This window comes from Bacillus sp. PK6-013 (genome assembly GCF_054161445.1).
In genome coordinates, this window is record NZ_CP096417.1 from 3,975,889 (window position 1) to 4,001,541 (window position 25,653).

The 25,653-nt window shown below is 45.0% G+C and carries 27 protein-coding genes and 1 other annotated feature; of the genes, 6 read left to right on the forward strand and 21 right to left on the reverse strand.

Going from position 1 to position 25,653, the window contains the following annotated elements:
* Window positions 1-35: 35 nt before the first annotated feature.
* Window positions 36-1,205, reverse strand: coding sequence for a M20 family metallopeptidase (locus tag M1E03_RS19925; protein ID WP_039073158.1), 1,170 nt, complete (start codon window positions 1,203-1,205; stop codon window positions 36-38).
* Between the two features lie 125 nt (window positions 1,206-1,330).
* On the opposite strand from M1E03_RS19925, the gene M1E03_RS19930 reads away from it, so the two are divergent.
* On the forward strand, window positions 1,331-2,731 hold the full coding sequence (locus M1E03_RS19930; RefSeq protein WP_458110579.1) for a YfcC family protein: 1,401 nt from the start codon (window positions 1,331-1,333) through the stop codon (window positions 2,729-2,731).
* A gap of 616 nt (window positions 2,732-3,347) precedes the next feature.
* Window positions 3,348-4,424, forward strand: coding sequence for a DUF4352 domain-containing protein (locus tag M1E03_RS19935; RefSeq protein WP_020450033.1), 1,077 nt, complete (start codon window positions 3,348-3,350; stop codon window positions 4,422-4,424).
* A gap of 10 nt (window positions 4,425-4,434) precedes the next feature.
* On the opposite strand, the gene M1E03_RS19940 is transcribed toward M1E03_RS19935, so the two are convergent.
* The 3 genes from M1E03_RS19940 to M1E03_RS19950 all read right to left on the reverse strand — a co-directional run bounded on the left by M1E03_RS19940 (window position 4,435) and on the right by M1E03_RS19950 (window position 7,747).
* Window positions 4,435-6,519, reverse strand: a complete 2,085-nt coding sequence (locus M1E03_RS19940) for a class I SAM-dependent methyltransferase (RefSeq protein WP_105980683.1) — start codon at window positions 6,517-6,519, stop codon at window positions 4,435-4,437.
* Window positions 6,520-6,606: 87 nt separating this feature from the next.
* Window positions 6,607-7,347 carry an SDR family NAD(P)-dependent oxidoreductase gene (locus M1E03_RS19945; RefSeq protein ID WP_043054035.1) on the reverse strand — a complete coding sequence of 247 codons (741 nt, stop codon included), beginning with the start codon at window positions 7,345-7,347 and terminating at the stop codon, window positions 6,607-6,609.
* Window positions 7,331-7,747 (reverse strand): tautomerase family protein, encoded by a 417-nt coding sequence (locus tag M1E03_RS19950; protein ID WP_020450030.1) that lies wholly within the window; start codon window positions 7,745-7,747, stop codon window positions 7,331-7,333. Before M1E03_RS19950 ends, M1E03_RS19945 begins: the two co-directional genes overlap by 17 nt.
* A gap of 109 nt (window positions 7,748-7,856) precedes the next feature.
* Between M1E03_RS19950 and M1E03_RS19955 the strand changes: the two genes are divergently transcribed.
* Window positions 7,857-8,756 (forward strand): LysR family transcriptional regulator, encoded by a 900-nt coding sequence (locus M1E03_RS19955; RefSeq protein WP_020450029.1) that lies wholly within the window; start codon window positions 7,857-7,859, stop codon window positions 8,754-8,756.
* Between the two features lie 56 nt (window positions 8,757-8,812).
* Here M1E03_RS19955 and M1E03_RS19960 read toward each other — a convergent pair whose 3' ends face one another.
* The 6 genes from M1E03_RS19960 to M1E03_RS19985 form a co-directional block, all read right to left on the reverse strand.
* Complete coding sequence (locus M1E03_RS19960) at window positions 8,813-10,183, reverse strand: sensor histidine kinase (protein ID WP_020450028.1); 1,371 nt, start codon at window positions 10,181-10,183, stop codon at window positions 8,813-8,815.
* A complete protein-coding gene (locus M1E03_RS19965) occupies window positions 10,174-10,836 on the reverse strand; it encodes a response regulator transcription factor (RefSeq protein WP_020450027.1) in 663 nt (220 codons plus the stop codon). Before M1E03_RS19965 ends, M1E03_RS19960 begins: the two co-directional genes overlap by 10 nt.
* Window positions 10,837-10,856: 20 nt before the next feature.
* Window positions 10,857-11,627, reverse strand: a complete 771-nt coding sequence (locus M1E03_RS19970; protein ID WP_245117812.1) for a lantibiotic immunity ABC transporter MutG family permease subunit — start codon at window positions 11,625-11,627, stop codon at window positions 10,857-10,859.
* Between the two features lies 1 nt (window position 11,628).
* Window positions 11,629-12,387 carry a lantibiotic immunity ABC transporter MutE/EpiE family permease subunit gene (locus M1E03_RS19975; protein WP_023857778.1) on the reverse strand — a complete coding sequence of 253 codons (759 nt, stop codon included), beginning with the start codon at window positions 12,385-12,387 and terminating at the stop codon, window positions 11,629-11,631.
* Window positions 12,384-13,100: a lantibiotic protection ABC transporter ATP-binding protein gene (locus M1E03_RS19980; protein WP_020450024.1), complete on the reverse strand. Its 717-nt coding sequence runs from the start codon at window positions 13,098-13,100 to the stop codon at window positions 12,384-12,386. The genes M1E03_RS19975 and M1E03_RS19980 overlap by 4 nt, the downstream gene beginning before the upstream one ends.
* Before the next feature lie 120 nt (window positions 13,101-13,220).
* Window positions 13,221-14,288: a YecA family protein gene (locus M1E03_RS19985; RefSeq protein WP_023857777.1), complete on the reverse strand. Its 1,068-nt coding sequence runs from the start codon at window positions 14,286-14,288 to the stop codon at window positions 13,221-13,223.
* A 431-nt stretch (window positions 14,289-14,719) separates the two neighbouring features.
* Between M1E03_RS19985 and M1E03_RS19990 the strand changes: the two genes are divergently transcribed.
* Window positions 14,720-14,875, forward strand: coding sequence for an RDD family protein (locus M1E03_RS19990; protein WP_224146494.1), 156 nt, complete (start codon window positions 14,720-14,722; stop codon window positions 14,873-14,875).
* Between the two features lie 181 nt (window positions 14,876-15,056).
* Window positions 15,057-15,293, forward strand: coding sequence for a hypothetical protein (locus M1E03_RS19995; protein WP_145929797.1), 237 nt, complete (start codon window positions 15,057-15,059; stop codon window positions 15,291-15,293).
* Between the two features lie 23 nt (window positions 15,294-15,316).
* Here M1E03_RS19995 and M1E03_RS20000 read toward each other — a convergent pair whose 3' ends face one another.
* The 10 genes from M1E03_RS20000 to M1E03_RS20045 form a co-directional block, all read right to left on the reverse strand.
* Complete coding sequence (locus M1E03_RS20000; RefSeq protein WP_216921603.1) at window positions 15,317-16,261, reverse strand: DMT family transporter; 945 nt, start codon at window positions 16,259-16,261, stop codon at window positions 15,317-15,319.
* 19 nt (window positions 16,262-16,280) lie between these two features.
* The gene (locus M1E03_RS20005) at window positions 16,281-16,442 is read right to left on the reverse strand and encodes an anti-TRAP regulator RtpA (RefSeq protein ID WP_020450020.1); all 162 of its coding nucleotides are present in this window, start codon (window positions 16,440-16,442) and stop codon (window positions 16,281-16,283) included.
* 100 nt (window positions 16,443-16,542) lie between these two features.
* Window positions 16,543-16,801 (reverse strand) — a binding site (T-box leader).
* A gap of 58 nt (window positions 16,802-16,859) precedes the next feature.
* Window positions 16,860-17,375 carry a DUF2812 domain-containing protein gene (locus M1E03_RS20010; protein WP_020450019.1) on the reverse strand — a complete coding sequence of 172 codons (516 nt, stop codon included), beginning with the start codon at window positions 17,373-17,375 and terminating at the stop codon, window positions 16,860-16,862.
* Window positions 17,368-17,715: a PadR family transcriptional regulator gene (locus M1E03_RS20015; RefSeq protein ID WP_023857772.1), complete on the reverse strand. Its 348-nt coding sequence runs from the start codon at window positions 17,713-17,715 to the stop codon at window positions 17,368-17,370. Before M1E03_RS20015 ends, M1E03_RS20010 begins: the two co-directional genes overlap by 8 nt.
* Window positions 17,716-17,730: 15 nt before the next feature.
* Entirely contained in the window at window positions 17,731-17,910 is a 180-nt protein-coding gene (locus M1E03_RS20020; protein ID WP_023857771.1) for a hypothetical protein, read from the reverse strand.
* Window positions 17,911-18,121: 211 nt separating this feature from the next.
* Window positions 18,122-18,874, reverse strand: a complete 753-nt coding sequence (locus M1E03_RS20025; RefSeq protein WP_020450017.1) for a MerR family transcriptional regulator — start codon at window positions 18,872-18,874, stop codon at window positions 18,122-18,124.
* Between the two features lie 117 nt (window positions 18,875-18,991).
* On the reverse strand, window positions 18,992-19,819 hold the full coding sequence (locus tag M1E03_RS20030) for a DUF4885 family protein (RefSeq protein ID WP_458110580.1): 828 nt from the start codon (window positions 19,817-19,819) through the stop codon (window positions 18,992-18,994).
* 63 nt (window positions 19,820-19,882) lie between these two features.
* A complete protein-coding gene (locus M1E03_RS20035) occupies window positions 19,883-20,710 on the reverse strand; it encodes a PPC domain-containing protein (RefSeq protein WP_020450015.1) in 828 nt (275 codons plus the stop codon).
* 111 nt (window positions 20,711-20,821) lie between these two features.
* Window positions 20,822-22,036 (reverse strand): serpin family protein, encoded by a 1,215-nt coding sequence (locus M1E03_RS20040; RefSeq protein ID WP_023857768.1) that lies wholly within the window; start codon window positions 22,034-22,036, stop codon window positions 20,822-20,824.
* Between the two features lie 107 nt (window positions 22,037-22,143).
* Window positions 22,144-23,655 carry a class I adenylate-forming enzyme family protein gene (locus M1E03_RS20045; RefSeq protein WP_396278955.1) on the reverse strand — a complete coding sequence of 504 codons (1,512 nt, stop codon included), beginning with the start codon at window positions 23,653-23,655 and terminating at the stop codon, window positions 22,144-22,146.
* A gap of 277 nt (window positions 23,656-23,932) precedes the next feature.
* Here M1E03_RS20045 and M1E03_RS20050 point away from each other — a divergent pair, with 277 nt between their 5' ends.
* On the forward strand, window positions 23,933-24,352 hold the full coding sequence (locus M1E03_RS20050) for a MarR family winged helix-turn-helix transcriptional regulator (protein WP_020450012.1): 420 nt from the start codon (window positions 23,933-23,935) through the stop codon (window positions 24,350-24,352).
* 34 nt (window positions 24,353-24,386) lie between these two features.
* Here M1E03_RS20050 and M1E03_RS20055 read toward each other — a convergent pair whose 3' ends face one another.
* Window positions 24,387-25,298, reverse strand: a complete 912-nt coding sequence (locus M1E03_RS20055) for a macrolide 2'-phosphotransferase (protein WP_023857765.1) — start codon at window positions 25,296-25,298, stop codon at window positions 24,387-24,389.
* Window positions 25,299-25,653 lie beyond the last annotated feature (355 nt).

Genomic DNA, 25,653 nt, shown 5'->3' on the forward strand with positions numbered 1-25,653 from the left:
AAAAAAGGGAAACCTCGTTTCCCTCTTCAGACCTTCTATTGTTTTAAAAAGCTGAATTCTTCCTTTATTTTTCTCAACAGCTCTTCATTGGTGAGCACATCATAGGCCGTGAATGCCATAGATTTTGCGCCGAGCATTAAGCCTTCGAACCCTTGGCTGCTCATGGCTGCCTCCCGAAACTCGGGTGTGTGGCACGCGTACGGTTCATCGCAAATTTGTACATAAGGATGAATGGAAGGTGCGATCTGGCTGACATTCCCCATATCAACTGAACCTCCTCCGTCCGCTTTTTCATGAATCGAATCGGGATCGACGCCCAACTCGATCATGTTTTGTGTAAAGGCGTCTGACAGCGTTTCATTTGTTTTCAAATCATCGTAAGACAGCTCATAAAAAGAGCTCTTAAGTCGGGCTCCAGTCGCAAGTGCGGCTGCTTTTGCACAATTTTTTACTTTATCGAGCAGTTCATTGACATAAGCACGTTCTGTTCCTCTGACATAAAACTGGGCAACCGCATAATCCGGCACAACATTTGCCGCTTTCCCTCCCTCCGGAATAATCCCGTGAATCCGGGCATCAGGGAGAATATGCTGTCTGAGCGCATTAATGCCGTTGAATGTCTGAATGACGGCATCGAGCGCATTGATTCCTTCGTGAGGCGCTCCCGCCGCATGCGAGGCCTTTCCAAAGAATTCGAATTGAATCGCATCCATCGCCAGCGATGTTCCGCTTTTTTCATGCCTGCAATACGGATGAACCATCATAGCGGCGTCCAAGTGATCAAAAACCCCTTGTTCGGCCATGGTTACTTTTCCGCCTTTCGTTTCTTCCGCAGGCGTTCCGTAAACATACACTTTCCCTCCGCATGATGCGATGACTTTGCTGACGCCGATCGCGGCGCCGACCGCCATCGTGCCGATCAAATTGTGCCCGCAGGCATGGCCAAGGTCAGGTAATGCATCATATTCAGCCATAAACCCGATGGCAGGGCCGGGACGGCCGCTGTCAAATTCGGCCGTAAACGCCGTCGCAAGGCCGCATGTTCCTAACTCCACCTGAAAACCGTGTTTTTTCAGCTCCTCGGACAGAATCTTTGAAGCTTTGAATTCTTCATGTCCCAGTTCAGGGTGATTGCCTATATACTGGCTGATATGCAGCAGCTCTTCACGAATATGTTCGATCTCTTTCTCAATTTGTTTTTTCATAACGGTTCTCCCTTCTCCATTACCGGAAGTTCTTTTCCAGGGTTGACAAAGTAAAGCTCATATCCTCAAAATGATTAAATATATAATTATATGAATATTAATACATTATAAAGGAGACGAACGGAATGAGCAATGGCACCTCCCAGAAAATAAAACTGCACTTCCCTCATACTTATGCTTTGATTTTTTTCATTATCATTTTAGCTGCACTGGCTTCATACTTCATTCCATCAGGAGAATTTGAGCGGGTTGAAGAAGACGGCCGAACGGTTATCGTACAAGGGAGCTACACACAAACTGACGCCGGTCCAGTCGATTTTTTCGAGATGTTTAAAGCCATACCGGAAGGCATGATTCAATCGGCGGATATTATTTTTTACATCTTTTTAATAGGCGGAGCTTTCGGCATCATCCATCAGACCGGGATGATTCGTGCAGGTGTTCATGTGCTCGTGCAGCGCTTGAAGAAACGCGGTTTCCTCCTGATTCCCGTCACCATGTTCGTCTTTTCCATCGGAGGCGCAACGATCGGTTTATCTGAAGAGACGATTATTTTTATTCCGATCGGCATCGCTGTTGCAAGAGCGCTTGGCTATGATTCAATGACCGGGCTGGCGATGATTTCCCTTGGCGCGGCTGCAGGGTTCACCGGCGGCATGTTGAACCCGTTCACAGTCGGAATCGCACAGACAATTGCGGAAGTCCCGGTGTTTAGCGCCCTCGGTTATAGATTGGCCGTTTATGCCGCCATGCTCGGTTTCTCCATTTTTTATGTCATGCGGTACGCTGAAAAAGTCAAAGCGCACCCAAATACCGGTTTGATGTATGGAAGCGAAACAGAGATGAATGAAGAGACAGCCGCAGGACAAGCTGATCTTTCCTTCACCGGAAGACACGGCCTCGTCCTGCTGATTACAGTATTGGGCTTCGGCATCAATATGTTCGGTGTATTTCAATGGGGGTGGTTTTTAAGCGAGCTGTCGGCCGGGTTTCTCATCATCGGCTTTGCCGCCGGCCTTGCGGGAGGACTCGGCATCAACGACACATTCCATTCATTTGTCGATGGTATGAAACAGGTTGTATACGGAGCGCTGATTGTCGGCTTCGCCCGTGCCATTGTCATCGTATTGGAAAACGGACAGATTATCGATACGATCATCAATAGCCTTGCTTCAGCCATCAGCTCACTTCCGAACGAAATCAGCGCCATTGGCATGTTCGCCGTGCAAATCGTGATCAACACATTTATTCCATCCGGAAGCGGACAGGCAGCCACAACGATGCCGCTTATGGCGCCGCTGGCCGATTTATTGGGATTCGAACGCCAGATTGCCGTATTCGCGTATCAATACGGAAACGGAATCACCAACTCCATCATTCCGACCTCCGGTGTACTGATGGCTTCGCTGTCAATCGCAGGCGTCACTTACGAACGCTGGGTCAAGTTTGTCTGGAAGCTGGTCGCAGGCTGGATTTTCATCGGCGCCGCCGCAATTGTTATCGCCATGATCATCGGTATTAAGTAAACATCCGGTCCACAACATGCAGCCGGAGCCCCCGGCTGCATTCCTCATACATGTCTCCGTCTCCCTGACCATAGAGAAGCTAAACCATCAAAACCGGCGTTTCTGAGACGATTGATCTACTAAATTTTAAGCTCAGGTTAAGAAAACCCGAAAATAGGACTTTTTATCCACCATAGTCCAATTTCAAAATTCATCAACAAAGTGGCGGATTCTAAACAAAACACTTATATTTTTCACCTGTTCTGCCTTGTCATGGCTAAGGTGGAAAATGGATCAATCTCAATTAAATGCACCGTTTTGTAAGTCATTAGTTTTAGTCTATTCATACTATCCAAAGTTTGAAAACATGCCTAATCTTGCAAAACATTGACCAAAATTAGTATTTAACACCTATTTATTATTGATTCTTCAAACCTTAAAATGAGTGATGTTGTTTCTGTTTTTTTAAAGAAACTAAGGAAAAAGGAAGAATTATAATCAAATTTTCACTGTTAGATAAATGAAATGACCGGGACTTGAGTAAGATTTGTCCCGATGAAGGGCCTTTTTACCCTAACCACCCATTCTTTTCATTTACATAACATTGAAAAAATAATAATAAAAAAGGAGACAGACCATGCGAAGTAAAAAGTTTTTTCTAATGATGCTTTTGATGATTGTAGCAGTCGTGTCAACAGCCTGCGGAGGCAGCAAAAGTGCGAGCGGAGAGAAAGAAGATACGAAAAAAGCAGATAATGCAGAAGTTAAAATACTAAGCTCCGAATATACGCTTCCGGATGATTCATCAACAAACCTGCACGAAAATGAACTTATACTAAAGATCAATGTTTCCGTTAAAAATACAGGAAAAGAACCATTGATGGTTGATAAAAGCCAATTCAGCCTTTACGAAGGCGACTCAAAAATGTCGGACGTCAGCGTATATGATGAAAGAAACAAGAGACTTCGTTCTTCCACGCTGAATTCTGACAAGGAAGTCGACGGAAATATCTATTACATCGTTGAAAAGGGCAAAAAGTTTCAGCTTGAATACACACCTGACATGTACGGTGAAAACAAAGCCGATCCTGTCAAATTCGAGATCGACGGCGGCAGCGACGATTTGCTGAAAACAGCCAAAAAACTTGAAGATCCGGCAAAAGCTTTGCTGGCTTACACAGATGTAACGATTTTCGGCAAAGATAATGATAACTTTGATAAACTGGTCGACGAAAATAAACGTGAAGTCGTTACCGATTACCTTGAAGGCGCTCAAAAATCAATCGTTCGCTCTTTAGGATATTATGATGAAGAAGATGTCGATAAAAAGAAATTGAATAAACTGATCAGCGCCATCCAAAACGCTTATCAAGAAAAATCTCAAGTCAAAGCAGTTACAAAATCAATTTCAGGCGATGAAGCAACTGTTGAGGCAACCGTTACACCAATCGATAATACGGATGTCCAAAAGAAAGTGAAGAAAAGACTGGAAGACTATGTGAAAGACAGCGGCAAAAACTTCATGTCCAGAGATGAATTGATCAATCCTGCGATTGACATCATGAGTGAAGAAATCAAAAAAGCACAGGCGACTTCAAGTGAGAAAACAGTTGAAGTTAAGCTTGAAAAATCAAAAAATGACAAATGGAAAATGGATGCTGATAATTACAAGACCGAACAATACTTCTCAAGCTTCCTTAAAAGCAACAACTAAAAAAAGCACCCTAGTGGTGCTTTTTTTCAATTACAATAAAACAAGTGCTGTCCGGCAGCGGCACGCGTCGGCCGAGCCGGTCTGTCAGCTCGATTTTAGGGTTAAGGTGTTCTTCATACCCTTCCTGTACATAGTGTTCGAACACAAGAATGTTCGCGCGTTCCCCCAACTCTTTCTCAATACAGCGCCGGAATTCAGTCGGCGTAAAATAGCCGAACTGCTCCTTCACTTCGTGCGGATAGGCTTCTTCTCCCCAAGTATATGTATAGAGGAATTCCATCGCGTCATTCACAAACAGTACGGCCGCATCCTTCTCAGCCTCAAGAATTTGCACCTTTCTCCCTTTAAAATCATGGACATACCGTTTCAAGAAATCCATTCCATCCGGGTCTTTAAAGCGAATCCGCCGCGTTTCCTCTTTGTTTTCGGTCATGATTCCGTCCCTGATGATGATTCTGCCTCCCCGCTTCAGAATATCAAAGGAACTTTTTAACGCTTGGGCAATGACGAGATGATTAAATCGTTTTCCTTCATACGGAATGTATGAAAACAATTCGTGCAATATCGATGAAAATACAATCGTGTCGACGCTTTCCTGTTCGAAGTACTCAGGAAGATCCAACGCATCAGCCTGTTTCACATGCCACGGCTTATGTTCGCGCACTTTTCTTTTTTGGAGCTCCTCAATGACATTAACGGAAAGATCGATGCCGATGACCTCTGCTTCAGGATGCTGGTCCGTCAGCAAATCAAGCATCACGCCGCCTCCGGCTCCGATGTCGAGCATTCTTTCTCCAACTGCATAATCGGCAATCTTCTTTTTATAATCTTCCGCACCGTTCATGTCAGACAGATAAGCCGCTTCATTTTGCAGCCGGTCAAACGAATCCTTGCGAAACTCAAAAAAATCATATAGCAGCACGATCGCCCGTTCATATAAAGGCGATTTCTCCGCTTCCTGGCAAAATTCAATCAGCTTCAGTCCGGCCTGCGAAAACGAAAACGTGACGCCGACAATCTCGGAAGCCTGATCAAACGGCTGAACAGCAAGCGAAACGTGTTCATTTACAGGCACCCCGCCGAAAAGCAAATCGCTGATCGACATCTCTTTTAAGCACGCTTCGATAATCCGTTTTTTATAAACATTCGTATGACGCACACCCTGGTAATCACGGTACATGTCCTTCATCAGCGGCTCAAAGCTGATATGCTTGACTGATAAAGGATTGACAGAACGAAGCACTAGCAAAAAGATTTTGACAAACTCTTCAAAACTGAACGATGACAAGGCGGATTCCACATACCATAAATCGACCCGCTGAAAGAAGCGTCTCAGCGCATCTTCCGCGGCATGTTCCCTCAAAAACCGCTCGTACCGGCTGCTGTCTTCGCCGGAATCGAGCGCCTGTCCCCGCAGTTTTCTGATCCTTTCCGCAAACGGCCAATCTTTGTTTCTTTCTCCTGTGCAGATTTGGCCGATTATCCGGTTCACGTCTTGTTCAATCGATTCCCAAAGTGCCGGCGAAACCCCTTCAATGATACATTTGTTCAAAACGTACAGAACCCGCCTGATGTCGATGTGCTGAAGTTCGGATGCTTCAATCCAATCGATAAGAGGAGTGAATTGGCGATACCTTGATTCCCCGCGGATATACTGCCCGACGAGTCCATGCGTCAAAATCAAAATATAGATGAGTTCCTCAATATCCTGCCGCTCCGGCATATACGCCTGTCTTCGATCAGCATAAATCTGCGCCGACCCGATATTATGGATCGCAAGCTGAAAGCCTTTCTCACGCCATTCCTTTCTTTTATGAGGCTGGCCGCACTTAGCCGTTTCACTCCATATAAGAACCTCTTCAATGATTTCTTTTTCCCGCTCAGGAATGTTCGCTTTCTCCAAGATGGAGAGCGTCTGTTCCACATAAAGAAACACGGGATTCTGAGGCATGTTCTCCAGCGAAGATATCCGCTCCAGATTGACATTTTGTTCTTCAGTTAAAACAAGATACTTGAGCCATTCGGCATCACGCAAAACATGATAATCCCCGCTTTTCACTTTTTCAATGGCTTCTAACGATTGTAAACGCCTCATACGTTCTTCCCTCTTTTTTCTATTTCGATATGACTAATCATAAGGTAAATGGTTTCATATAGAAATAGGACAATAGACTTATAACCGCTATAATGTTTGGCCGCAGTCCGCCGTTAAGATTTGACCAGTAACCGTTTCTTGTTCGAGCAGCGCGCAAATGAGCAAGGCGATATCTTCCGGCTTTGCGATCCGTTCAAGCGGTAGCTTTTGGCTGAGCCGCTTCATTTTCTCTTCATTCCCCTCCCACCATCTCGTCGATACAGCGCCAGGTGCCACACAGCTGACCCTGATATCCGGAGCGAGCGCATGCGCCAATGATTTCGTCAGTCCGTGGACCGCCGCTTTTGATACGGCATAGGGGAGCGAAGAACCTGAGCCCGTCAGTCCTGCGATGCTGCCGACATTTACGATGGCGCCTTGCTTATTTTGCTTCATTAAAGATGCCGCCGCTCTCGCGCAATAAAACATCCCTTTGACATTTACCGCATACAGTTCATCCCAGACTTCTTCAGAAGCTCCATCCAAGTCATCAAGCTCGATATGCCTGGTGATGCTTGCATTGTTGACGAGCAGATCGACGGTGCCGAACTCACGGGCCGCCCGATCAAACATGCCTTGAACTTCATTGACCTTAGAAACATCGGCTTTAATCGCGAGCGCGCGGCCGCCTTGATTTTCAATCATCCCAACCGTCTCTTCAGCCTCCGCTTCGGAACGCGAATAGTTGACAATAACCGCTGCGCCGCGGTTTGCCAAAGCGAGCGATACCGCTCTGCCGATCCCAGTGCCGCCTCCTGTGACAAGGGCTGTTTTATTTTTCATTTCCATTTTTCATCACTCCCTTTTCAACTGATGCAAGCTGTGCTGTTCCATTCCCAAACGACCAGTTCTCTTTCACGTTTTCGGCCGCAATGATCATGACGTCCTCTTGGCGGATGCCGGCGTTTTTTTGTAAACATTCTGCAATGCGTTGATACAGCGCCAGCTTTTTTTCGACCGGTCTCTCTTTCATTGTGATGTGAATATAGATCAAATCCTTCGTCCGTTCGATATTCATATAGCCGGGATCGAAAAAGAATTCTTCCTCATCGTGCTGGGTGATGACCTGAAAATAATCATCTTCCGGAACATCGATCGTCTCCGTCATCGCCTTGTGAACCGTTCTGCTAATCCGTCGAAGCTCTTCGTTTGATCTTCCTTTTAAAAGATCCATCCTGACAAATGGCATATATTTATTCCTCCTTTGTATTGTTTAATAGTGTATAACGGTTATATCATTTTGTATAATTGAATCATTTGAAGGATTCATTCAATTTTATTGAACTTGAGGTGATGGGATGGATTTCAAAACGTTAAAGACGTTTCATAAAATCGTGGCTTGCGGAAGCTTTAACCGCGCGGCTGAAGAACTGAATTATGCGCAGTCCACAGTCACAATGCAAATCAAAAAACTCGAAGAAGACCTCGGCATCCGATTGCTCGAGCGGGGGAAAACATTCCGACTGACTGAAGCCGGCAGGCTTTTTTTTGAAGAAAGCAGCCATATTGTCAAGAATATGGATCACCTTCAACATCATATGGCCGACTTATTGCTTGGCGAAGCGGGAAATATCCGTCTGGGAGCGGTCGAACCAATCGCGAGCTGTGATTTGCCGCGGATGTTGGGGAGGTTTTTAGCGGATTATCCGAAGATCCGGGTTTCCGTAGATATCGCCAACTCATCGACATTGGGGGAACGGCTGGTTCAAGGCAGCCTGGACCTTGCCGTCTGTTCGACTCCGGCAATGGGAACTGATCTTTATTTTGAACCGCTATATGCTGAAGAGCTCGTAGTGCTGCTTCCTGAAGGACACCCCGCCGGAAACAATGAACACATCCATCTGAAAGATCTTAGGGAGCACCGTCTACTGATCACAGCCAACAATTGCACCTACCGGAAGAAAGTCGAAATCGCGTTTCAAGAGCTGCCGGGAAGCCAAATGAACACGATGGAGATTGGAAGCATGACCGCTTTGAAAAATTATGTTGCCGCTGGACTCGGCGTTGCCCTGATTCCGAAAAGCATCGTCTCCCCTCCTCCTCCCGGAACGATTGTCCGGTTTATCGGCGATGACCCGATCAGCGTAACCTTCGGCATCCTTTGCAAAACCGCGTCTTTCCCGCTGAAACAAGCGGACGCAAAGCTTTACCAATATTTGAAACAGGAACTGGGAGAACCGAAAAAACCTTCCGGCTGATGTCGGAAGGTTTGGGATGATGACATAATGGGACATTGAATGATGATGATCTGGTCTCAGAGGGGGATGGTTACTTGCACCTGTCCGCCCCCCGCTTCACCGTTTTTAATCGATAAATCGCCTTGATGAAGCTTGACAACACGGAGCGCAAAGGTAAGTCCCATACCGTAATGCCCATTCGATGTCCGGCTTTTATCTTCCATATAGAAAAGCTCGGCAGCTTTCTGCAGGCCTTCTTGAGAAAATCCTTTTCCGCTGTCAGTGATTGTGAAAATCAATTGATCATCCGTACACACAGCTTCAAAATCGATTCTCCCGCCTTCTGGTGTGTGATCTGCAGCGTTCGTCATGATGTTCATCAACGCTCGATGAAGCAGCTGTTTGTCCAACAGTGCTTTTTTATCTTCAAGGTTCTGTTCCTTCAGCACAATGTCAACCGATTTGTTCCCTATGTATGCTTCAGTGTCATTGAGAACACTTTCGACTAACGGTTTCACAGCACTTTCTCTATAATCGATATTTAATGCTTCCTCCGTTTTTGACAAATGGATTAATTGGTCAATGTACTGATCGATTTTTTGCCCCGCATCAAGTATGTATCTGATATATTCCGACTGCTCTTGATTTTGCGGTGATAAGCTCAGCAATTCCGCATTACCTTTAATAATGGTCATTGGAATTTTAATGTCATGAGCCAATGCGCCGATCTGTTCTTTTTTCGTTTTCTCTAAGTGCCACTGCGCACGGAGGGAGGCTTGAAGGGCATTCCTCATGTCTATCAGGGAACTGATCACATGATCAAATTCCTTAATATTCGAAAACTCCGGAGTGAAATTTAAATTTTGTTTTTTAATTTGCTCAGCGATGGTGTTTAATGTTTGAAAATGATCTTTTAACCTGTTTGCAAATCGGGTTGTTACCGCAAAAACGACCGTAATTAGAAGCAGAATGATGATGCATAAGCTTGTCAGCTCATAGTTCGGGAGAAACCGTCTCAGCAGGGGAGACCGAAACTCAGCGCGCAAAGGATACTCCAACACACAATACTCGTCTTTGCGTTCGATGATCATATAGCCTTTTTGACTTAAGGTGACATACGGCCTGCTCTCAATTTTTTTCCGTACAATTGAAAGATTCGTTTCTTTCATGTTTCCCGCTGTCTTTTGTTTCGACTTTTTATCCAATATGGCATACAGCATCGTATCAGGTATCATGTCTTCCGTTATCCGTTCAGCCGATTGAAGCTTGGGCTTAAGCTTTTCAGCTTCGATTTCATTGTAATTGGCAGGATAAAACAGCCCTGCATTCATTCCGATCATATTGATCAAAACATATACAGCCGTGATCGCGATCAGGCTGAAACTCAAAGTGAGCATATATTTGATCAGTTCTCTGCGCAGCGTCTTTTTTTTACGGATTATTCCCATCTGTACCCTACGCCCCATACCGTTTTGATCGGATCTCTTTCGTGTTCTTTGCATTTTTTTCGGATCGTGCGGATAAATTCGGTTATCGTGGAGTATAATGCATTGCCTTCCAGCCCGTATACATAATCATAAATTTCTTCTCGTGTAAAAGTTCGTCCTTTATGCTGAGCCAACAGCTCACATATTTTAAATTCATTTTTTGTTAAATTCAGCTTTTGATCATGAATAAATACTTCTTTGCTGTCAAAGTGAAATAAAAAACCGGAAATCACACGTTTAGTTTCGTGTTTCTCTCTTTTTTCCCTTCTCAAGTGTGCATTTACTCTCGCACTGAGCTCAAGAACGCCGAAGGGTTTTGAAATATAGTCGTCTCCTCCAGTCAGGAGGCCCTTAACGATGGCCTCTTCCTCCGTCTTAGCGGTGAGAAACAGGATCGGACAATCTACCAGCGGCCGGATTTTCTCGCATAATTCAAATCCGTCCATCCCCGGCATCATCACATCAAGCAAAATTAAATCATACCCTGAAAACACGTCGAGAGATTCGGCGTTAACTTGACTCAATGTATGAACTTGATGCTGATCGCGGCGCAAAATATTTTGTATGAGTACAAGAATATCTTTCTCATCATCTACTGCCAAAATGTTCGCCACTTGCTGACCACCCTTTTTCATTATTCATAAGCTTTTCTTCCTTCCCAGCGGATAAACCAAACGATGCTTAGAGCGAATACAGCTATTATAGCAAACACCATGATGAAAGCCCCCTGCTTGATTTCCCCGTCTAGAACAGAACGCAGAGACGAATCAATTTGGACAAATCGGTCAATCCCCTTATACCCTGTCAGCCTGATTCCCCATGCCCAGGGATTATATTTCCAAATGACATCGCCCAATCCCGTATTCATCAGTGCTGTCATCAAAAGACCTGCCCCGCCTATTAAAATCGAAGCCCCCATTCCAAATATGCAGCTGATCAGAAAATAAATGAAATAAAGTGTGACACTTCCGGCTGTCAGCCATGCCCCAGCCTCTAAAAAAAGGGCGATTGTCAGGTTCGGCACATGAAATAGAACTTTGAGCCCCAATACATAGAGTCCAATAGCCAAGAATACCGCACACAAGTTCATGAACAGAAGCAGTGTGACTTTGCTTAAATAAGCCGTTAATTTGGGCGCCGTGCCGCCCAACAGCACTTGAAAACGGCCTGCCCGCTCCTCTAATGAAGCCGTCATTCCGCACACTATTCCAATCAGAAGCGGCAGGGCAATCGCAATTGCCTCAAAATACGTGCGGTATAATTGATATGGATCATGATCTCTGTTATAGAAATAAAGCAGAAAAACACTCGCACAGATAACCGGAACGGTCAAGTGAAGCCAAATAAAAGATGTGCGCTTTGTTTTTTGAAAATCAGCCGCAAGGCATCTGAAAAATAGCAACAAATCAAACCGCCTCCCGTTTTATCGATTTGCGATCAACGGCAGGGGAAAATGACCGCCTGGTCAGACGCGCCAAAATAGCAAATAAAACAACAGATAGAACAACAGCCGGAGGAACGACTGCCCAGCTTGTTAAAGGATCGCCATTTTCAAGAGGCACACCGTTGGGATGGATGCCAATTGTCGGACACATGACCCTGATCGGCCAGCTCCACGGATTCAGCCACCAAAAAGGACTTGATGCCGACATGATGCCCAACACGATACTGCCCAGCATATTGAACAAAACGGCAGATATAAACCCAAATTTTCGCGCTATCCATAAACAGATGGGGATCTCCCACAGTGTCGTAAGCCAAAGCAGCAGATTCGCGGCAATGACTGTCAAATGAATGCTCGAAAATTGAGGAATGACAAACTGCATCACAACCATGAACCCTAAAAAAACAGCTTGAGACGCTAAAGAATAGAGCGCAATGACGCTTATTTTTGCAGACCAGATCATATGTAAATGTACGGGAGAAGAAAAAATGCCGTTATAATTCGACGCTTTCATTTCTTTCTGGTGTGATAATGCACAAAGCAAGGCGATCATGACCGGCATCAAGATGACAGACCACCAATTATACGTACCTGCTACAAAGAATCCTGGATTCATTAAAAAGGCGAAGCAAATATTAATCAAAGGCACAATGAAGATCATCTTTCTCGAAAATGTTCTTTTAAACTTCAGGTTTTCCGCTTTCGCATAATATCCGATCATTGTTCTCCGCCTTCTTTCCCCCGCGTTGATTTGACAACATCCATAAAAAGCCGCTCGAGATCGTCCCCCTTATTGATTTTCCCCTGATATCCGAGGTATCCTCCGCTGATAATCCCAATATGGTCTGCGATCTGCTCGACTTCCGACAAAATGTGGCTTGATAAGATGACCGTCATCCCTTGCTTTGGAAATGACCTGATCAGTTCCCTTAACTCTTGTATACCGATCGGGTCGAGACCGTTCGTAGGCTCATCAAGTATGAGTAATTTAGGGCGATTTAAAAGAGCGATGGCGATTCCCAGCCTCTGTCTCATCCCCATAGAAAACTGCCCCGCTTTTTTCTTTCCGGCATGATGCATATCAACAGTTTTAAGCACCTCTGTTATTCTCGCATCAGGAAGACCCAATAATGTGGCATGCACCTTGGCATTCTCGTAGGCTGTTAAATTATCATACAGAGGCGGGGATTCTATTAAAGAACCGATGTCTTTTAATACAGACCTTTTCCATTTCCGCCCCTCAACCAAAATGTCCCCGGCAGTCGGGTTTAAGATTCCGGTTAAAAGTTTTAAAGTCGTTGATTTTCCTGCTCCATTCGGTCCAAGCAATCCGTAAATACTGTTCTTTTTAACTGACAATGAGACGTCTGAGACCGCTTGCGACCTTCCAAACTTTTTTTGAAGATGCCTTGTTTCCAATAGAATTGTACTCATCTTAATCTCTCCTTGTTTGATCTGATCGGTACCGATATCTTAAAATACCTTTCTCAAGATTTAATCAGAATCAAACACAAAAAACCTTCCGGTTCCCCGAAAGGTTTAGCGGCCTTTGCCTTAAGAAGGCATAAGCTCAAGATGATGATCCAGTTCGTCCTGCAGGACGGCTTCAATATCTTTAAAACGATTCGATACAGTCGAAGCGCTGACACCGTATTTTTTTGCAAGCTTCGCCTGGGATAACGATTTTTCCGATTTGGAGATCGTATTGATAAAATACTCCAAAGCAGCTGCAAAGGCTTCTGTTTTCTTGATGACCGGCGCTTTTTTAACACAATACGATTTCCAAAGGCCGACCGCCCAGGAGACAAATGATTCAGAATGTCCTTCGTCAAGCATACCTTTCTCAAAGACAAGCGCTGTTTCTTTCTCCATCTCATTGGCCCATTCGATGTCTTCCGACCCTTGTTCAGACGGTGCACTCTCTTCCTGACGGCAAAGCTGCATTAACACATGATGAAAATCATCTCTCATCAGCTGTTCTTTTGTTCCGCCTTCTTCTGTGAAACGGCTTAAAGCATCGTTTAACCTGTCTTTGAGAGCATCCGCCATTTTTGCAGGATAGATGGTGAATTGTAAGAAGAACTCGGTATGGCTTCCGATCTTGATCGGAAAGCCGAGCACGTACTCGCCTACAAAAGGCCCTTCCCGCTTCACATTCATCCTTATAGTGAGCTCTTCATTTGTTACAGCATCCTCAAAGCGAATGCCGCCATCTGTTATATGTTTCACACGCAGCAGCGCAGGGGAGAGGTCTTTCCACGATTGAACGGCTTCCTTAGTCTGCGATCTGAGAATCGAAGAACCCTTTTTCTGTAAAAAGTCTTCGAAAATCGTCAATCCTCCGTCTGCCAACGGCCGGGAAAATACTCCCCACACGCCCAGATTAAAAACACATATCTTTTGTGCAGACTGATCCAAGTCTGACAGAAAAGAATACTGATTAAGAAATTGATCGATTGTGTCTTTATGTTCCGTAAAAGCGAATTCCATGACGTCTTTCTGGATTTGTTTCAATTCCTGCACCGCGACAGCCGGAAACGCTCCCTCTGCTTTGCCGCAGCATTTTTTATATTTCAGCCCGCTGCCGCAGGGGCAAGGCATATTTCTCTTTACTTTTCCCACGTTTAAACCTCCGTATCTTATACTACAACTTATTTATTTTATCAAAACTTTCAGGAGGGGGAAATCCGATAATGAAAATCAGTATGATTTAGCTGAAAAGTAAAATTTTATAAAAGAGGACAAATAGAAAAAAAGACTATAAAATAGTTAGTTCTGTGTTTTTATCATCCATTTATGACAGAGGGTGTTATACATTTTGCAATACGCTGGTTTTTGGGTTAGAGCGGGTGCATTGTTGATCGATTGCGTATTGGCGGTCGGATTACACTTTTCATCCGCATTGATTTGGAGACGGATCTCCTGAGGTCGGTGCAACAGCACTGCTGGTATTCGTTTTTGTATCCGCTTTTGATGCCGCTGACAAAGCTCCGGGGCACATTGGAAGAGCACTTTTTAGAATTCGCATTGTTTCTGATGATACAGGCTGACGGATGAAGCTATGGCAGGCTTTCGTGCGCTACATCGTCTCATGGGTGCATATTGCTTTCGGTCTGCTGTATTTAACCGTCGTTTTTTCAGAAACGAAACAAGCTGTCCACGATTTTGCGGCTAGAACTTATGTTATGAAAACAGGCGACACTGAGTAAGCTATCTTTATTATTGAAGCGTAGAAAGGAGGCAAGCTCCCTGAAGAAACTGCTGATCACAATTTGTTTTTGCAGCGCTTTTTTATGGATAAACTCAGAAAAAACCACAGCCTACACGACAAATGAAAGGGATGTCAAAGATTTAATTCTTACATTATTGGATCCTTACGCACAAAAAGTCATGAAAAAAGATTACGGATTATATGATGCAAAAATCGTATCTGTAGAGAGAGTGAATTATGGAAGGACGACCGCCGAAAAACAATTCAACAACGGATCATATGAATTTATTGCAAAGGTTCAATACAGGACGTATACAGGCCCCCACAATCCTCCCGAAACCGTCGAGGAAGTGACGTTTTTCATTGCACCAAGCGGCGTTCAAACGGTCGGACATACTGTCAAAAAACAGAAATGAAAAAGGGATATGAACCCCTTTTTCTATTTCCGGTATTCCAGCAGACTGATGGTCAGGAGCACAAGGAAGCACCCCAGCCACTGAATGGATGTTAAACGTTCGTTTAAAAACAAAACACCTCCGAAGATGGTAAGAACGGGGCCGATCATAGAAATGACGGCTCCCCGCTCCGCTCCTATCCGCTTCATGCCTTCCAGCATGAATAAAAAAGGAATGACCGTCGTCACCGCCGCAATGATCATAAAAAAACCATACATTGCGGGAGGATAAGAAAGCAGGATTCCCGGCTGTTTTCCTGTTGCGCGAAACAGCGCATAACCGGCCATCGCAAGACTTGCCGCCGACATTCCATAGGCATTCATCCGAATCCCGCCGATTTGACGGACAAGGCCTCCCGCCACAACAAGATAAACCGCATAGGCGACAGCGGACAATAAGATCAAAAAAGCTCCTGACAGGTTCGCTTCAAATGCTTGCACATCCCATCCGCCGACAGCCAAGAACAGCCCGGCATTCACAAGCAAGATGGCAGCAAACGTTTGACCCGAGATCATTTTTTTATTTACAAAGGCAGTGATGATCAATACGAACATGGGATAGCTCATCACAATCATCCGTTCAACGATTGCCGAAACATCATGAAGGCCGATAAAATCAAGCAATGGCGACAGAAAAAAACAAAGCAATCCGGCCGCATAAGCTTTAAAAATCTCCGCTTTTTCTGGTTTAGCCGGAAGCTTTGAACGATACACAACAAAAATCAGCCAAAACAGCGGCGCCGCAAATAATTGCCGGTACAACAGCACCGCTTCCGGCTGTGCACCTTGTTCATAAGCCCATTTGACAAAAATGGATTTTGAAGCAAAACACATCGTCCCAAAGACCATAAAAACGACCCCGGCCGCTTTTCGAACGCCGCTTTGAATATGGCCGCTCTGCTCAGCTGTACTCTTCTCTGCTCGACTCAACTCGTATCACCCGTCCTTTTTATTCGTGGATATGTTTTTTTATAAAATGGAGCAATGTGCTTCCCTGGGCCGTCAAAATCACACCTTTTCCCAAACATTTTGGACAAGGCTCCGGCTCTTCTCTTCCGCTTCCATTGCAATTTGGACATGTCGTTTCCAAATCGTCCGTTGCAATCACCATTTACCATCACACCTCCGTTTCCATTTAACATGATGCGGCCACTCCGGCCAGCCTTCCTCCATGGCCACCACCTCCTTAAAAATACAAAAAACCCCCGTCACAAAAGGACGAGGGTCTCGCGGTACCACCTTTATTAATCGCATCAACGATTCGCTTGGAACATACGGAAAGGGAACAGTCAGCCCTTTCGATACGCTTCTCTTGATAACGGAGAGAACTATCCCGGCTCCGCCTACTGTCCGTTTCAGCGAAGCGATTCAGAAGCCCATTCGGCGTCAGAAGGGCATCGGTTCACACCAGCCACCGACTCTCTTAAACCCATGCTCTGACACGTACTTGCTCTTCCTCAATATCGTTTAACCGTACATGATTTGTAAAAAATATATTACTCTGAAAATTAGCATGTGTCAATCAGCATTAAATTCTTGTTTTTTTACGAACCTTTAATATACACACGGTCAACAGACACAAAACAAGGAGATTGAATGCTGCTATCCAATAAAAATATCCAGGGATGCCTATGACGAGAAGCGGTAGTCCCAAGCTGAGAAATACACTGGCAAATGCAGCATACAGCACTTTTAGTAAGCCATTATATTTTTCTGCTTCAGATTCGCGGTCTGTATAAATCGCATTTGTTTGAACTTGACTGGGATCAGCCGCAAAGTAATGCCAATTTAAAAACTGTGTCACATGCTTCCAGCCTGCATCCTCGTATATATGAATATATTCTTCCTGATCCAGGTTTGATGTTGTCTTATAGTCGAGCCGATATACTGTATTGCTTGGTTTTGTCTTTTCAAATATATAGATAAATAAAAAGAAGGACTTTAACATCCACCCCTGTTTTGCCATTTCATTCAGCCAGTTCTCCTCCTTCCGGTCTTGCCAAGCAAGAAAAAAACGGAATTTACGCTTTCTTTTTTTACTCATGACTTGTATCTCCCTCTTTTTGAAAAATAGATTGACTGATCGTCACTAATTTGGATAGGCGTTTAAATTCGAGTTCAATCACCTGCCATCCTTCATTCGTTAAAATATACTGCTTTCGCCGATTATCGCCGGATTCGCCTTCCTTTCTAATCAGCCCCTGCTTTTCGAGTTTGCTTAGTGCACCATAAAGAGTGCCAGGCCCTAGTTTGACCTCACCCTCACTCATGCTCTCAACCCTTTGCATAATGCCGTAGCCATGTAATGGTTGAGTTAATGACAATAATATGTAATACGTAGCCTGCGTAAGCGGTAAATAGCTTTCCGCCGTTTTTTTCTTCACTTTTCGCACCTCATTTTAAGTATGGCGTTTTTCATTTATATATCTCATGAGCAGTACAACACCTATTAGATTGAAAATGATGCTGCCGCCAAGAGCTAGTCCCCACCATACACCGTTTATTCCTGATAAAATCGCTAAATTTAATAAAAAAATTCCGCTCAAAACAAATAACATCCCGGTAAAGTGTGTATTCAAATCATTCGCCTCCTTATTTTACATCGCCTTACGATATATCGACTGACGATATAATAACATATTAGAAGATTCGACACAAATCAAACACAGCATTTACCCTGCAAATCAAATAAGTGAGCACAGGCTATTGCCCAAAAGGAATAGCTCACATTAAAATTAAAAAAACCGCCTAAAAGGTCATTTCACGACCTTATCAGGCGGTTTCCAGCGATTATTCCTTATTCCTGTCAGCAAACACCGTCATGGCGTCGCACATGAACTTCGCCAAGCCGGCGCCGTATTGATCAATGTTTTTCGTAAAGCGCTCGTCAGCGACATACATTTGTCCCAGACCTTTGAAAGCTTCGAGCGAATAGCTGTGGCCGGTGTTATTGTTCAGAAAGTCGTACCATTCCTTTATAGCCGCCTGTGCTTCCTCTGAGTCTGAGGCGCCTTTTCTGAGGGCGGCGATTTTTCTGTAAATGGCATCATATTGCTGTTCCATCTTTTTCCGTTCACCTTCGGGCATGGATTCGATATAGGCCTTCGATCTGTCGACGGCTTCATCGCCCCAGCGTTCCCGCGCTTCTTCCTCATACGGGTTTTGACTGAAATCAAATCCCGCGAATTTTTCCTCGTTTGTCATGTTGATTTCTCCTTTCGCGAATTGGATCGTTTTATCGATTGTCGCAATCATTTGGTCAAGCCGGCTTCTTTTCTCCAGCAGCGCTTTGCGATGGAGCTGAAGCGCCTCATTCCTGTCAAATGAAGGGTTCTCAAGAATGCTTTTAATCTTTTTTAAAGGGAAGTCAAGCTCTCTGAAAAACAGGATTTGCTGCAGCTTTTCCAGATCGTCATCTGAATACAGCCGATACCCGGCTTCGGTCGTCTCCGACGGAGCTAATAATCCGATTTCATCATAATGATGCAGTGTGCGCACACTGATGCCGACTAAGTCGGCCACTTCCTTTACTTTCATTTTCATTTATCTGACCTCCCTTCAATATTGACTATAAAGTATCCCGCAACGTGAGGGTCAATGCGAAATTTGAAATTTTTTTATACAAACAAAAAACCCGGCAAAATTGCTTTGCCAGGTCTTTTAAGAATTGTTCAGCAAGACTTCTTTAAGAAACGGATCATCCAGCCACTCGTTCAGCTGGCCCGCGGAGAATCCTTTTGATACATTGAGATCGATGAGCGTTCCGCCGGCATATCCGAAAGAAGCCGATCTGTCCGCAATGGTGTCCGGCCCTTTCGCCAGAACATTCTTCAGCTTCTTCAGCATGTTTTGAAAGCTCTTCTCCAAGTCGCTTTTCGGGTCTTTGGCAGATTCAATCACTCTGATGAGCCTCTCATTTCCGCCTTCAAGCTCTCCTTTTTCATCCAAACTGACATCAGCCAAAGACAGACCGGCAATCGTTTTCAAAAACTCATTCACATGCCATTTTTCATAAGCTTCTTTATCCAGCGGCGTTCCATTTTGTTCACCGATCAGTTCCGCATGGCTCAACAGACGGGCGCCAAACCGTTTATCACTGTTATTTAAAACGGCTTCGATCCGGGTTCTTTTTTGTTCATCTTCGATGCCTTCAACTGTAATCCGGTTATTTCCGTCTACTTGCAATGTCAGATGTTCACTCTCGGAAAGAGAAATTCCGCTCTCGCGCAGCGTCTCATCGATCTGGCTGTTCAAACGCTGCCTGTCCACATAAAGATTATAGATCTCAAATTGAACGCCGTTCATTTGTGATCGTAATGACGGTGCATTTTTTTGAGCCGCTTCAGCCTGTTTGCTGATGGAGAGGGTATCTGTTTGGCTGCCGGCCATTCTCTTGGAACCTCTATTCTCGGCCGGCATCTCCGCGGCGGCAGGCTTCATCAGCTGCTCGGAATAAAGCGAAAGTTTTACCCTGTCTCTAATATTCATGGGAGCTCCTTTCATGCCAATTACATTCGATTACTTTTTATATCGGACGGAATTTGGATCCATTTACCAGCCGTATGTTGAATCGTATTGATAATTGATCTTCAGCTGCGGCGATCTCCATGTTGAACTGCTCCAAGCGAGCGAATAGTATCTCACATTCCATGTCGTTTTGACCGGAAGCGCAAGTTCAGGCTTTAGATCCGGAAACAGTGTGCCGCCGGAAACCGATGTGTGCCAAACGCCTTCTTCCTTGTTCAGAACTTCCCTGTAGGTGTGTCCGAGGCTCGGAGAAATGGTTCCCTCGGCGGAAACGCTTTTCACAGTCGCTCCTTCGGGAATGGCCGAGACATTGGCAAGATTGACGGCGGCAACCGGAGAAACGACTCCCTGTCCCGGGCTTGAGATGGATGATGGAGACAAATTCGCCGTATAAGCACCGCTCTTCATTCTGTCGATAAATTCAAGTCTGTAAAATCCCCAACCGTCATATGAACCGTCTTTAGACGTAACGACCGCAATGTACCGGCCTGTCTCCGGAACATCCAAGCGGATGATTTCATTTTGGTTTCCCGTTCTTTCAGAAGATCCTACTGCAGGATAGCCGTAAGCATCTTTAAATAAGTAAAGATCATAGTCTGTATTTGCTGGGATGTTCTTTAGGTGAATGGCAAGCTGTTCTCCCTTTGTCGCGTAAAATTTGTAATAATCTTTATCGCTTTCGCTGTGAATCGTCGCCGAAATCGTCTTGTATTTCCACAATCCTAAATCATAAGCCTCAGCGAAAGAATTGTTGGGTTCATACTCATCTTCGTAAACATTTGCCGAAGCCGAAAATGCTGGAATCGCCATCAAAAACACACTGAACACGAAAAGAAACAAACTTTTTTTCATTTGTCATTGCCTCCCGTTTATTCATCACCATAAAGGAACTCCCTTCCTTATATCGGTAATTGAATTGGAAGTTTAATGAATATTTTATAAAATAATAGAATTTTTCCAAGTTTACTCATCCGACGGCTCTGCCACACTGCCCACAAAAAGGTTCATTCCGGATGTTTCATCAACAATCGCGAAATAAAACGGGTGGTCTGCAGTCATCGTCACTTCAGGGACGGGAGCTGATTCGATGATCTCAACCGCCGTTGCCGCGGATGCTTCGGTACCCGCTTCATCTACTTTGATAAATGTTTTATGTCTGACTTTATCAATTTGAGCGGCGCCTTCTCCGGCAAACATATTTGAAAAATCCGCGCTGCTAAACACGGTTTTCATTCCAAGCCGTTTAAGCGGTTCATTTAACATGTAGTCTGTTTGAAATGAGAAGCGCGGCAGCTTGAGCTCCACCTGTTTCATCGTCCAGCCCTTATGCAAGGCGCGCCATTGATCATACGTCATGCCAGCTAGAAGCTGTTCAAGATTTGCCGCTTTTTTCGGCAGAAAAACAGCCAATGACAGACCTTCGTCTTGAAAAGGAAGCTTGACGGCTTGAAAATGTTTGTTTTCCAGATAAGGAAAGCGGTTTGTCTGCGTCATCATGGGGTGTTTTTTTGCGGAGCCGTCCGCAGAATAAAATGGCTGTTCCGCTGTCATGTGAGGATCAAATGGATGCTTCCAGCTTTCTCTAAAATAGACGGCATTAATGATGTAGGCAATCGTATTCGACGAGACCTTGTCAACGATCTGATCAATGCGGTCTTTCGTTTTCTTTTTGACCCAGCCGTTGATTTCTTCTGCTGCCCGATTTGGATCATCATGAAGCTGATAGGCGTCGCCAAGGCCTTTGATCGCGTCTTGAAAGCTTTCTTTCAGCTCCCTTTTGGACCATATCGAATTGGCCGATGAAAATTCGCCGTGAGGCAGCGTTTCTAGCGAACGATTCACAGATTGTGACATCCTGTTGATCGATGTCATATCCGTCTGGTTGAGGTTTAAAGTGCCGAGCAGTTCCTTTCTGCTGTCTCCCGCGGCACCGTTTGCCGTCATCACAAGTGCCTGGTGAATACTGTAAGGCGAGAGGAAGATGTTTTTCCGGCTTCCTTCCTCTTTTATCATGTCTTGAAACAATGCGAGCGCAAACCGCTGTTCAGCTTCAGATAACGAGGCGTCCGTTTTTTGCGCGGATCTGACGGGCGGGGGATCGGCCTCCTTGTGCACTCCGCATCCGGCCAACAATAAAAGACCGGTCCATATCACCATCGCACTCCATTTCGATTTCAATTGTCAACACCTCCTACTGTTGTAGTGGGTTTAGCATTGGAAAACGTTACAAAAAACGGCAGCAAAAAAAGCTTATCCAATGCTGGATAAGCTTTCTGTTACTGCGCTCACTGTCCTTTAACAGCCAGTTCGCGCAAATCTTTTTTGACGATTTTGCCGAGCCTGTTTTTCGGAAGGCTGTCGGTAAAAACGATTTCAGGAATTTTATAGTCGGACAGGCGCTCTTTGCAATACGCGATAATGTCCTCCTTCTTAAGGCCGGAGCTTTCGTTTTTCACCACATACGCCCTCGGAACTTCCCCGTACATTTCATCCGGGACGCCGATGACGGCCGATTCGACGACTCCGGGCACTTGATCGATGATCTCCTCCACCTGGTCAGGATAAATGTTGTCGCCTCCGTAGACAATGACGTCTTTATACCGGCCGGTAATATATAAAAATCCGTCTTCATCAAGTTTGCCGGAGTCCCCCATATAAAACCAGCCGTCTTTCAGCACCTTTTGCGTGGCGGAAGGATTTTGGTAATACCCTTCAAAAACATACGGGCTTTTGACGACGACTTCTCCGACTTCGCCCCTTGGCAGCTCTTCATGTGTATCAGGGTCTTCGATTTTTATGCTGACTTGCGGAATCGGCTTGCCGGCTGAATTGACTTTATCCCAGCCCATGTCAGGCCGCCATACGCTAACCGTCCATGCTTCTGTGCTGCCATACCCCTGCACCATCAGGATTCCCATGTCATTGTACTCCTTAATCAGCCGCGCCGGCACCTTGGTGCCGCCGGAGACAAGCATTTTCACAGACGACAGATCGAATGGATGTCTTTTCATTTCCTCCAGCATGTAAGTGTAGACGGAAGGAAACGCCATCATCATATGAATGTGTTTCTTCTCGATCTCCTGCAGGATTTCAAACGGTTCGGGGTCCCATAAGAAATGAAGCCCAATTCCTTCAAAAGCCGCCTGAAAAACATGGTTGAGCGAGCTCATATGATAAAGCGGATGGCTCGCTAAAAAGCGCATGCCTTTCAGCTTTTTCGATTTCACGTTCACCTCTGTCAAGTATGCGGCCAGACTGCCGTGGTTGACCATACAGCCTTTCGGATTTCCGGTCGTGCCCGAGGTGAACAGCATTAAAGCCAAATCATGCTCGGTCACCTGGTCGGCCTCCACCTCCAGCGGCCTGTTTTTAAATAGGCTCTCAAACTGTTCAGTCGTGTTCATTCCCGCACCCGCTTCAATCATCAGGCAGAACTGAAGCTGTTCGCGGAGCGGCGTTAGTATATCGGCAAATTCCAAGTCATAAAACATCACCTTCGGCCGGCAGTTGTTCAAGATTCCTTTTAATTCATACGATGTCAGCTGCCAGCTTAACGGCACGACTGTCGCCCCGATTTTAAGAGACGCCAGCAAAATGACGGGAAAATGATGATTATTTTTACATAAAACCGCGATGTGGTCTCCTTTTTGAACACCCTCCTCCAGCAGATAATGAGCCAGCTGGTTCACCCGTTGATGATACGCTTTGAACGTAAACGTTCGATCTCCTCCGGACAATGCTTCCAACCCATCTGACGTTTCCATATGATGATTGATTAATTGCTGAAGTGTACTCAAAATTTTCATCTCCAAATTTTCATTGTTTCTCACAAAACCTGGTGAGATTATGTGACGCACAAATTCATTCTAAAACAAAATATATCCATTGTAAAACTATTTCATAATAGAATTATTATCTTTATGAATTGATAACAAAAGAAATTAAATGACTCATGTTAAAATTCATAAAATCGTTTTTTGCGGAGCATTCGCTTATGATAAAATAGACCTATGTTTGTTTGACCAGCATAAAATTGCTGATCTACTACACGATGTCGGAAATGAGGAAACCTTCATGAATCACCATCGGATTGAAGCGAATCTATTGGATCATGCTTTCACGAAATATTTGCGGTCTTCAAAGAAATTGGACGAAGAAACGATTCCGAAAAGTATCACGAGCGGCAAAGGGTTTATTTTGCGTATCATTTACAGACACGGAACATGTACGATAAAGGAGATTTTACAGGAGGTCGCCCTGTCTCCATCAGCAACGACAACAGCTCTGAACCATTTGGAGAAAGAGGGCTTTGTGATCAGATCGAGAAATAACGATGACCGGCGCACCGTCTGGATCGAACTGTCGCAAGAAGGAACGAGGATCGCCGCACAAATGGTGGAAAACCGCCAGGCCTTGATCGACAAGCTCTTCGGCAAATTGTCAGAGGAAGAAAAAAAGGTTTTTTTTGCTATAATTGAAAAAATTATGATGTGAAACGGGCCGTCGATCGAAATCGACAGCCCTTTTTTTATTGTCTGACCCCAAGCGCGTCCAGCGCCATCTTCAAGTGCTCTTCTTGTTTTGTCTGCAGGGCGAACATGCCGATTTCGATGCCGTAGGCGGCCTGCAATTCCGTAATATGCTCTTTCATCCGCGGCCAGACCCGGCCCCCTTCTTTTTCATAATAAGAGATGAGCCGGGCGGTTTCGGCTTCTCCTAAAATCGTCTCGTATAATAGAAAATCTTTTGCCGGGTCGGCGATTTTCGCTTCCGTCCAATCCAACAGCCCAGTTATGCTCTGATGCTGGTCAATTAAAATATGCGGGGGATGCAAGTCGCCGTGGATAAACGCAGTATGTTCAGGCCAATACGAGTCGTCGGACAGCCACTTTTGCCATCTTTCCCAGAGCTCGCCGCTAACCCCGAGCTCTCTTTTGATCTGTTCCATCTGCTCTGCTTTTGACCGCCTGACGCCATCCGGATTCATCACATGCATGCCCGCTTCTTCTGCGGCTTTATGATCAATGCTGTGCAATAGCGCGAGCGTTTTCGCCAATGACTTGACAAAGGCTTCAGCCGGAGGCTCATGATCCATGTTCCATACGTAATTCTTCACCTCCATGTCAATGACCGCGGCAGGAACCCCCGGAAGCTCCGGATATGCAATCAGTTCGGGAGTATGAATGCGCCAATCCGGCACAGCGGCGGGAAGATGGTTTTGCAGCAGCTTCAGTACTTTCCCTTCATACACTGCTCTTTCAATCACATCGTCGCGCCGCGGTTTTCTCAAGACCCATCTCTTGCCTGCTTCATCTTCGGCAAAGACGACTTGAAAATCCATGCCGGACTCGTTGATTTCCGCATGCTTTCGTTTCAGCCGAAGGCCGTGTTTTTCCGCAAGTTTTAATATTTGTTCAATTTGTTCATTTACAATTGTCATATACGATTTTCCCCTTTACTGAAGGTTTTTAATAAAAAAAAGCACAGGTCGTCTGCCTGCGCTGGAAAGTAAACGGAAAAAGATATGACAAATAAACTGAAGGCAAGCTTCAGATAAGCTATTTTTAAAGGCAAAAAAAGAGGCGCTGGAATCCGCGCCTCTCCCTCTGTTATTGCATAAAGGGTCCCCTAAAAACAGGCAGACTGATCCCGATTACCCTGCACACAGGCAGAGACTTTGTTCACGATTTAGTTAGCGAGGACAAAGTTCAATCGGAATCTGATGTATGCCATTTGGGAAATCCCTCCGTTCTTTAAAGTTATCCTTATTTTAACAGGTGGCAGGGTGACCCGCA

Excerpts from the sequence above, each read along its gene's own strand:
- M1E03_RS19925 (WP_039073158.1), bottom strand. The coding sequence starts at position 1,205 with ATGAAAAAACAAATTGAGAAAGAGATCGAACATATTCGTGAAGAGCTG.
- M1E03_RS19930 (WP_458110579.1), top strand. The coding sequence starts at position 1,331 with ATGAGCAATGGCACCTCCCAGAAAATAAAACTGCACTTCCCTCATACT.
- M1E03_RS19935 (WP_020450033.1), top strand. The coding sequence starts at position 3,348 with ATGCGAAGTAAAAAGTTTTTTCTAATGATGCTTTTGATGATTGTAGCA.
- M1E03_RS19940 (WP_105980683.1), bottom strand. The coding sequence starts at position 6,519 with ATGAGGCGTTTACAATCGTTAGAAGCCATTGAAAAAGTGAAAAGCGGG.
- M1E03_RS19945 (WP_043054035.1), bottom strand. The coding sequence starts at position 7,347 with ATGGAAATGAAAAATAAAACAGCCCTTGTCACAGGAGGCGGCACTGGG.
- M1E03_RS19950 (WP_020450030.1), bottom strand. The coding sequence starts at position 7,747 with ATGCCATTTGTCAGGATGGATCTTTTAAAAGGAAGATCAAACGAAGAG.
- M1E03_RS19955 (WP_020450029.1), top strand. The coding sequence starts at position 7,857 with ATGGATTTCAAAACGTTAAAGACGTTTCATAAAATCGTGGCTTGCGGA.
- M1E03_RS19960 (WP_020450028.1), bottom strand. The coding sequence starts at position 10,183 with ATGGGAATAATCCGTAAAAAAAAGACGCTGCGCAGAGAACTGATCAAA.
- M1E03_RS19975 (WP_023857778.1), bottom strand. The coding sequence starts at position 12,387 with ATGATCGGATATTATGCGAAAGCGGAAAACCTGAAGTTTAAAAGAACA.
- M1E03_RS19980 (WP_020450024.1), bottom strand. The coding sequence starts at position 13,100 with ATGAGTACAATTCTATTGGAAACAAGGCATCTTCAAAAAAAGTTTGGA.
- M1E03_RS19990 (WP_224146494.1), top strand. The coding sequence starts at position 14,720 with ATGAAGCTATGGCAGGCTTTCGTGCGCTACATCGTCTCATGGGTGCAT.
- M1E03_RS19995 (WP_145929797.1), top strand. The coding sequence starts at position 15,057 with ATGAAAAAAGATTACGGATTATATGATGCAAAAATCGTATCTGTAGAG.
- M1E03_RS20005 (WP_020450020.1), bottom strand. The coding sequence starts at position 16,442 with ATGGTGATTGCAACGGACGATTTGGAAACGACATGTCCAAATTGCAAT.
- M1E03_RS20010 (WP_020450019.1), bottom strand. The coding sequence starts at position 17,375 with ATGAGTAAAAAAAGAAAGCGTAAATTCCGTTTTTTTCTTGCTTGGCAA.
- M1E03_RS20025 (WP_020450017.1), bottom strand. The coding sequence starts at position 18,874 with ATGAAAATGAAAGTAAAGGAAGTGGCCGACTTAGTCGGCATCAGTGTG.
- M1E03_RS20030 (WP_458110580.1), bottom strand. The coding sequence starts at position 19,819 with ATGAATATTAGAGACAGGGTAAAACTTTCGCTTTATTCCGAGCAGCTG.
- M1E03_RS20035 (WP_020450015.1), bottom strand. The coding sequence starts at position 20,710 with ATGAAAAAAAGTTTGTTTCTTTTCGTGTTCAGTGTGTTTTTGATGGCG.
- M1E03_RS20050 (WP_020450012.1), top strand. The coding sequence starts at position 23,933 with ATGAATCACCATCGGATTGAAGCGAATCTATTGGATCATGCTTTCACG.
- M1E03_RS20055 (WP_023857765.1), bottom strand. The coding sequence starts at position 25,298 with ATGACAATTGTAAATGAACAAATTGAACAAATATTAAAACTTGCGGAA.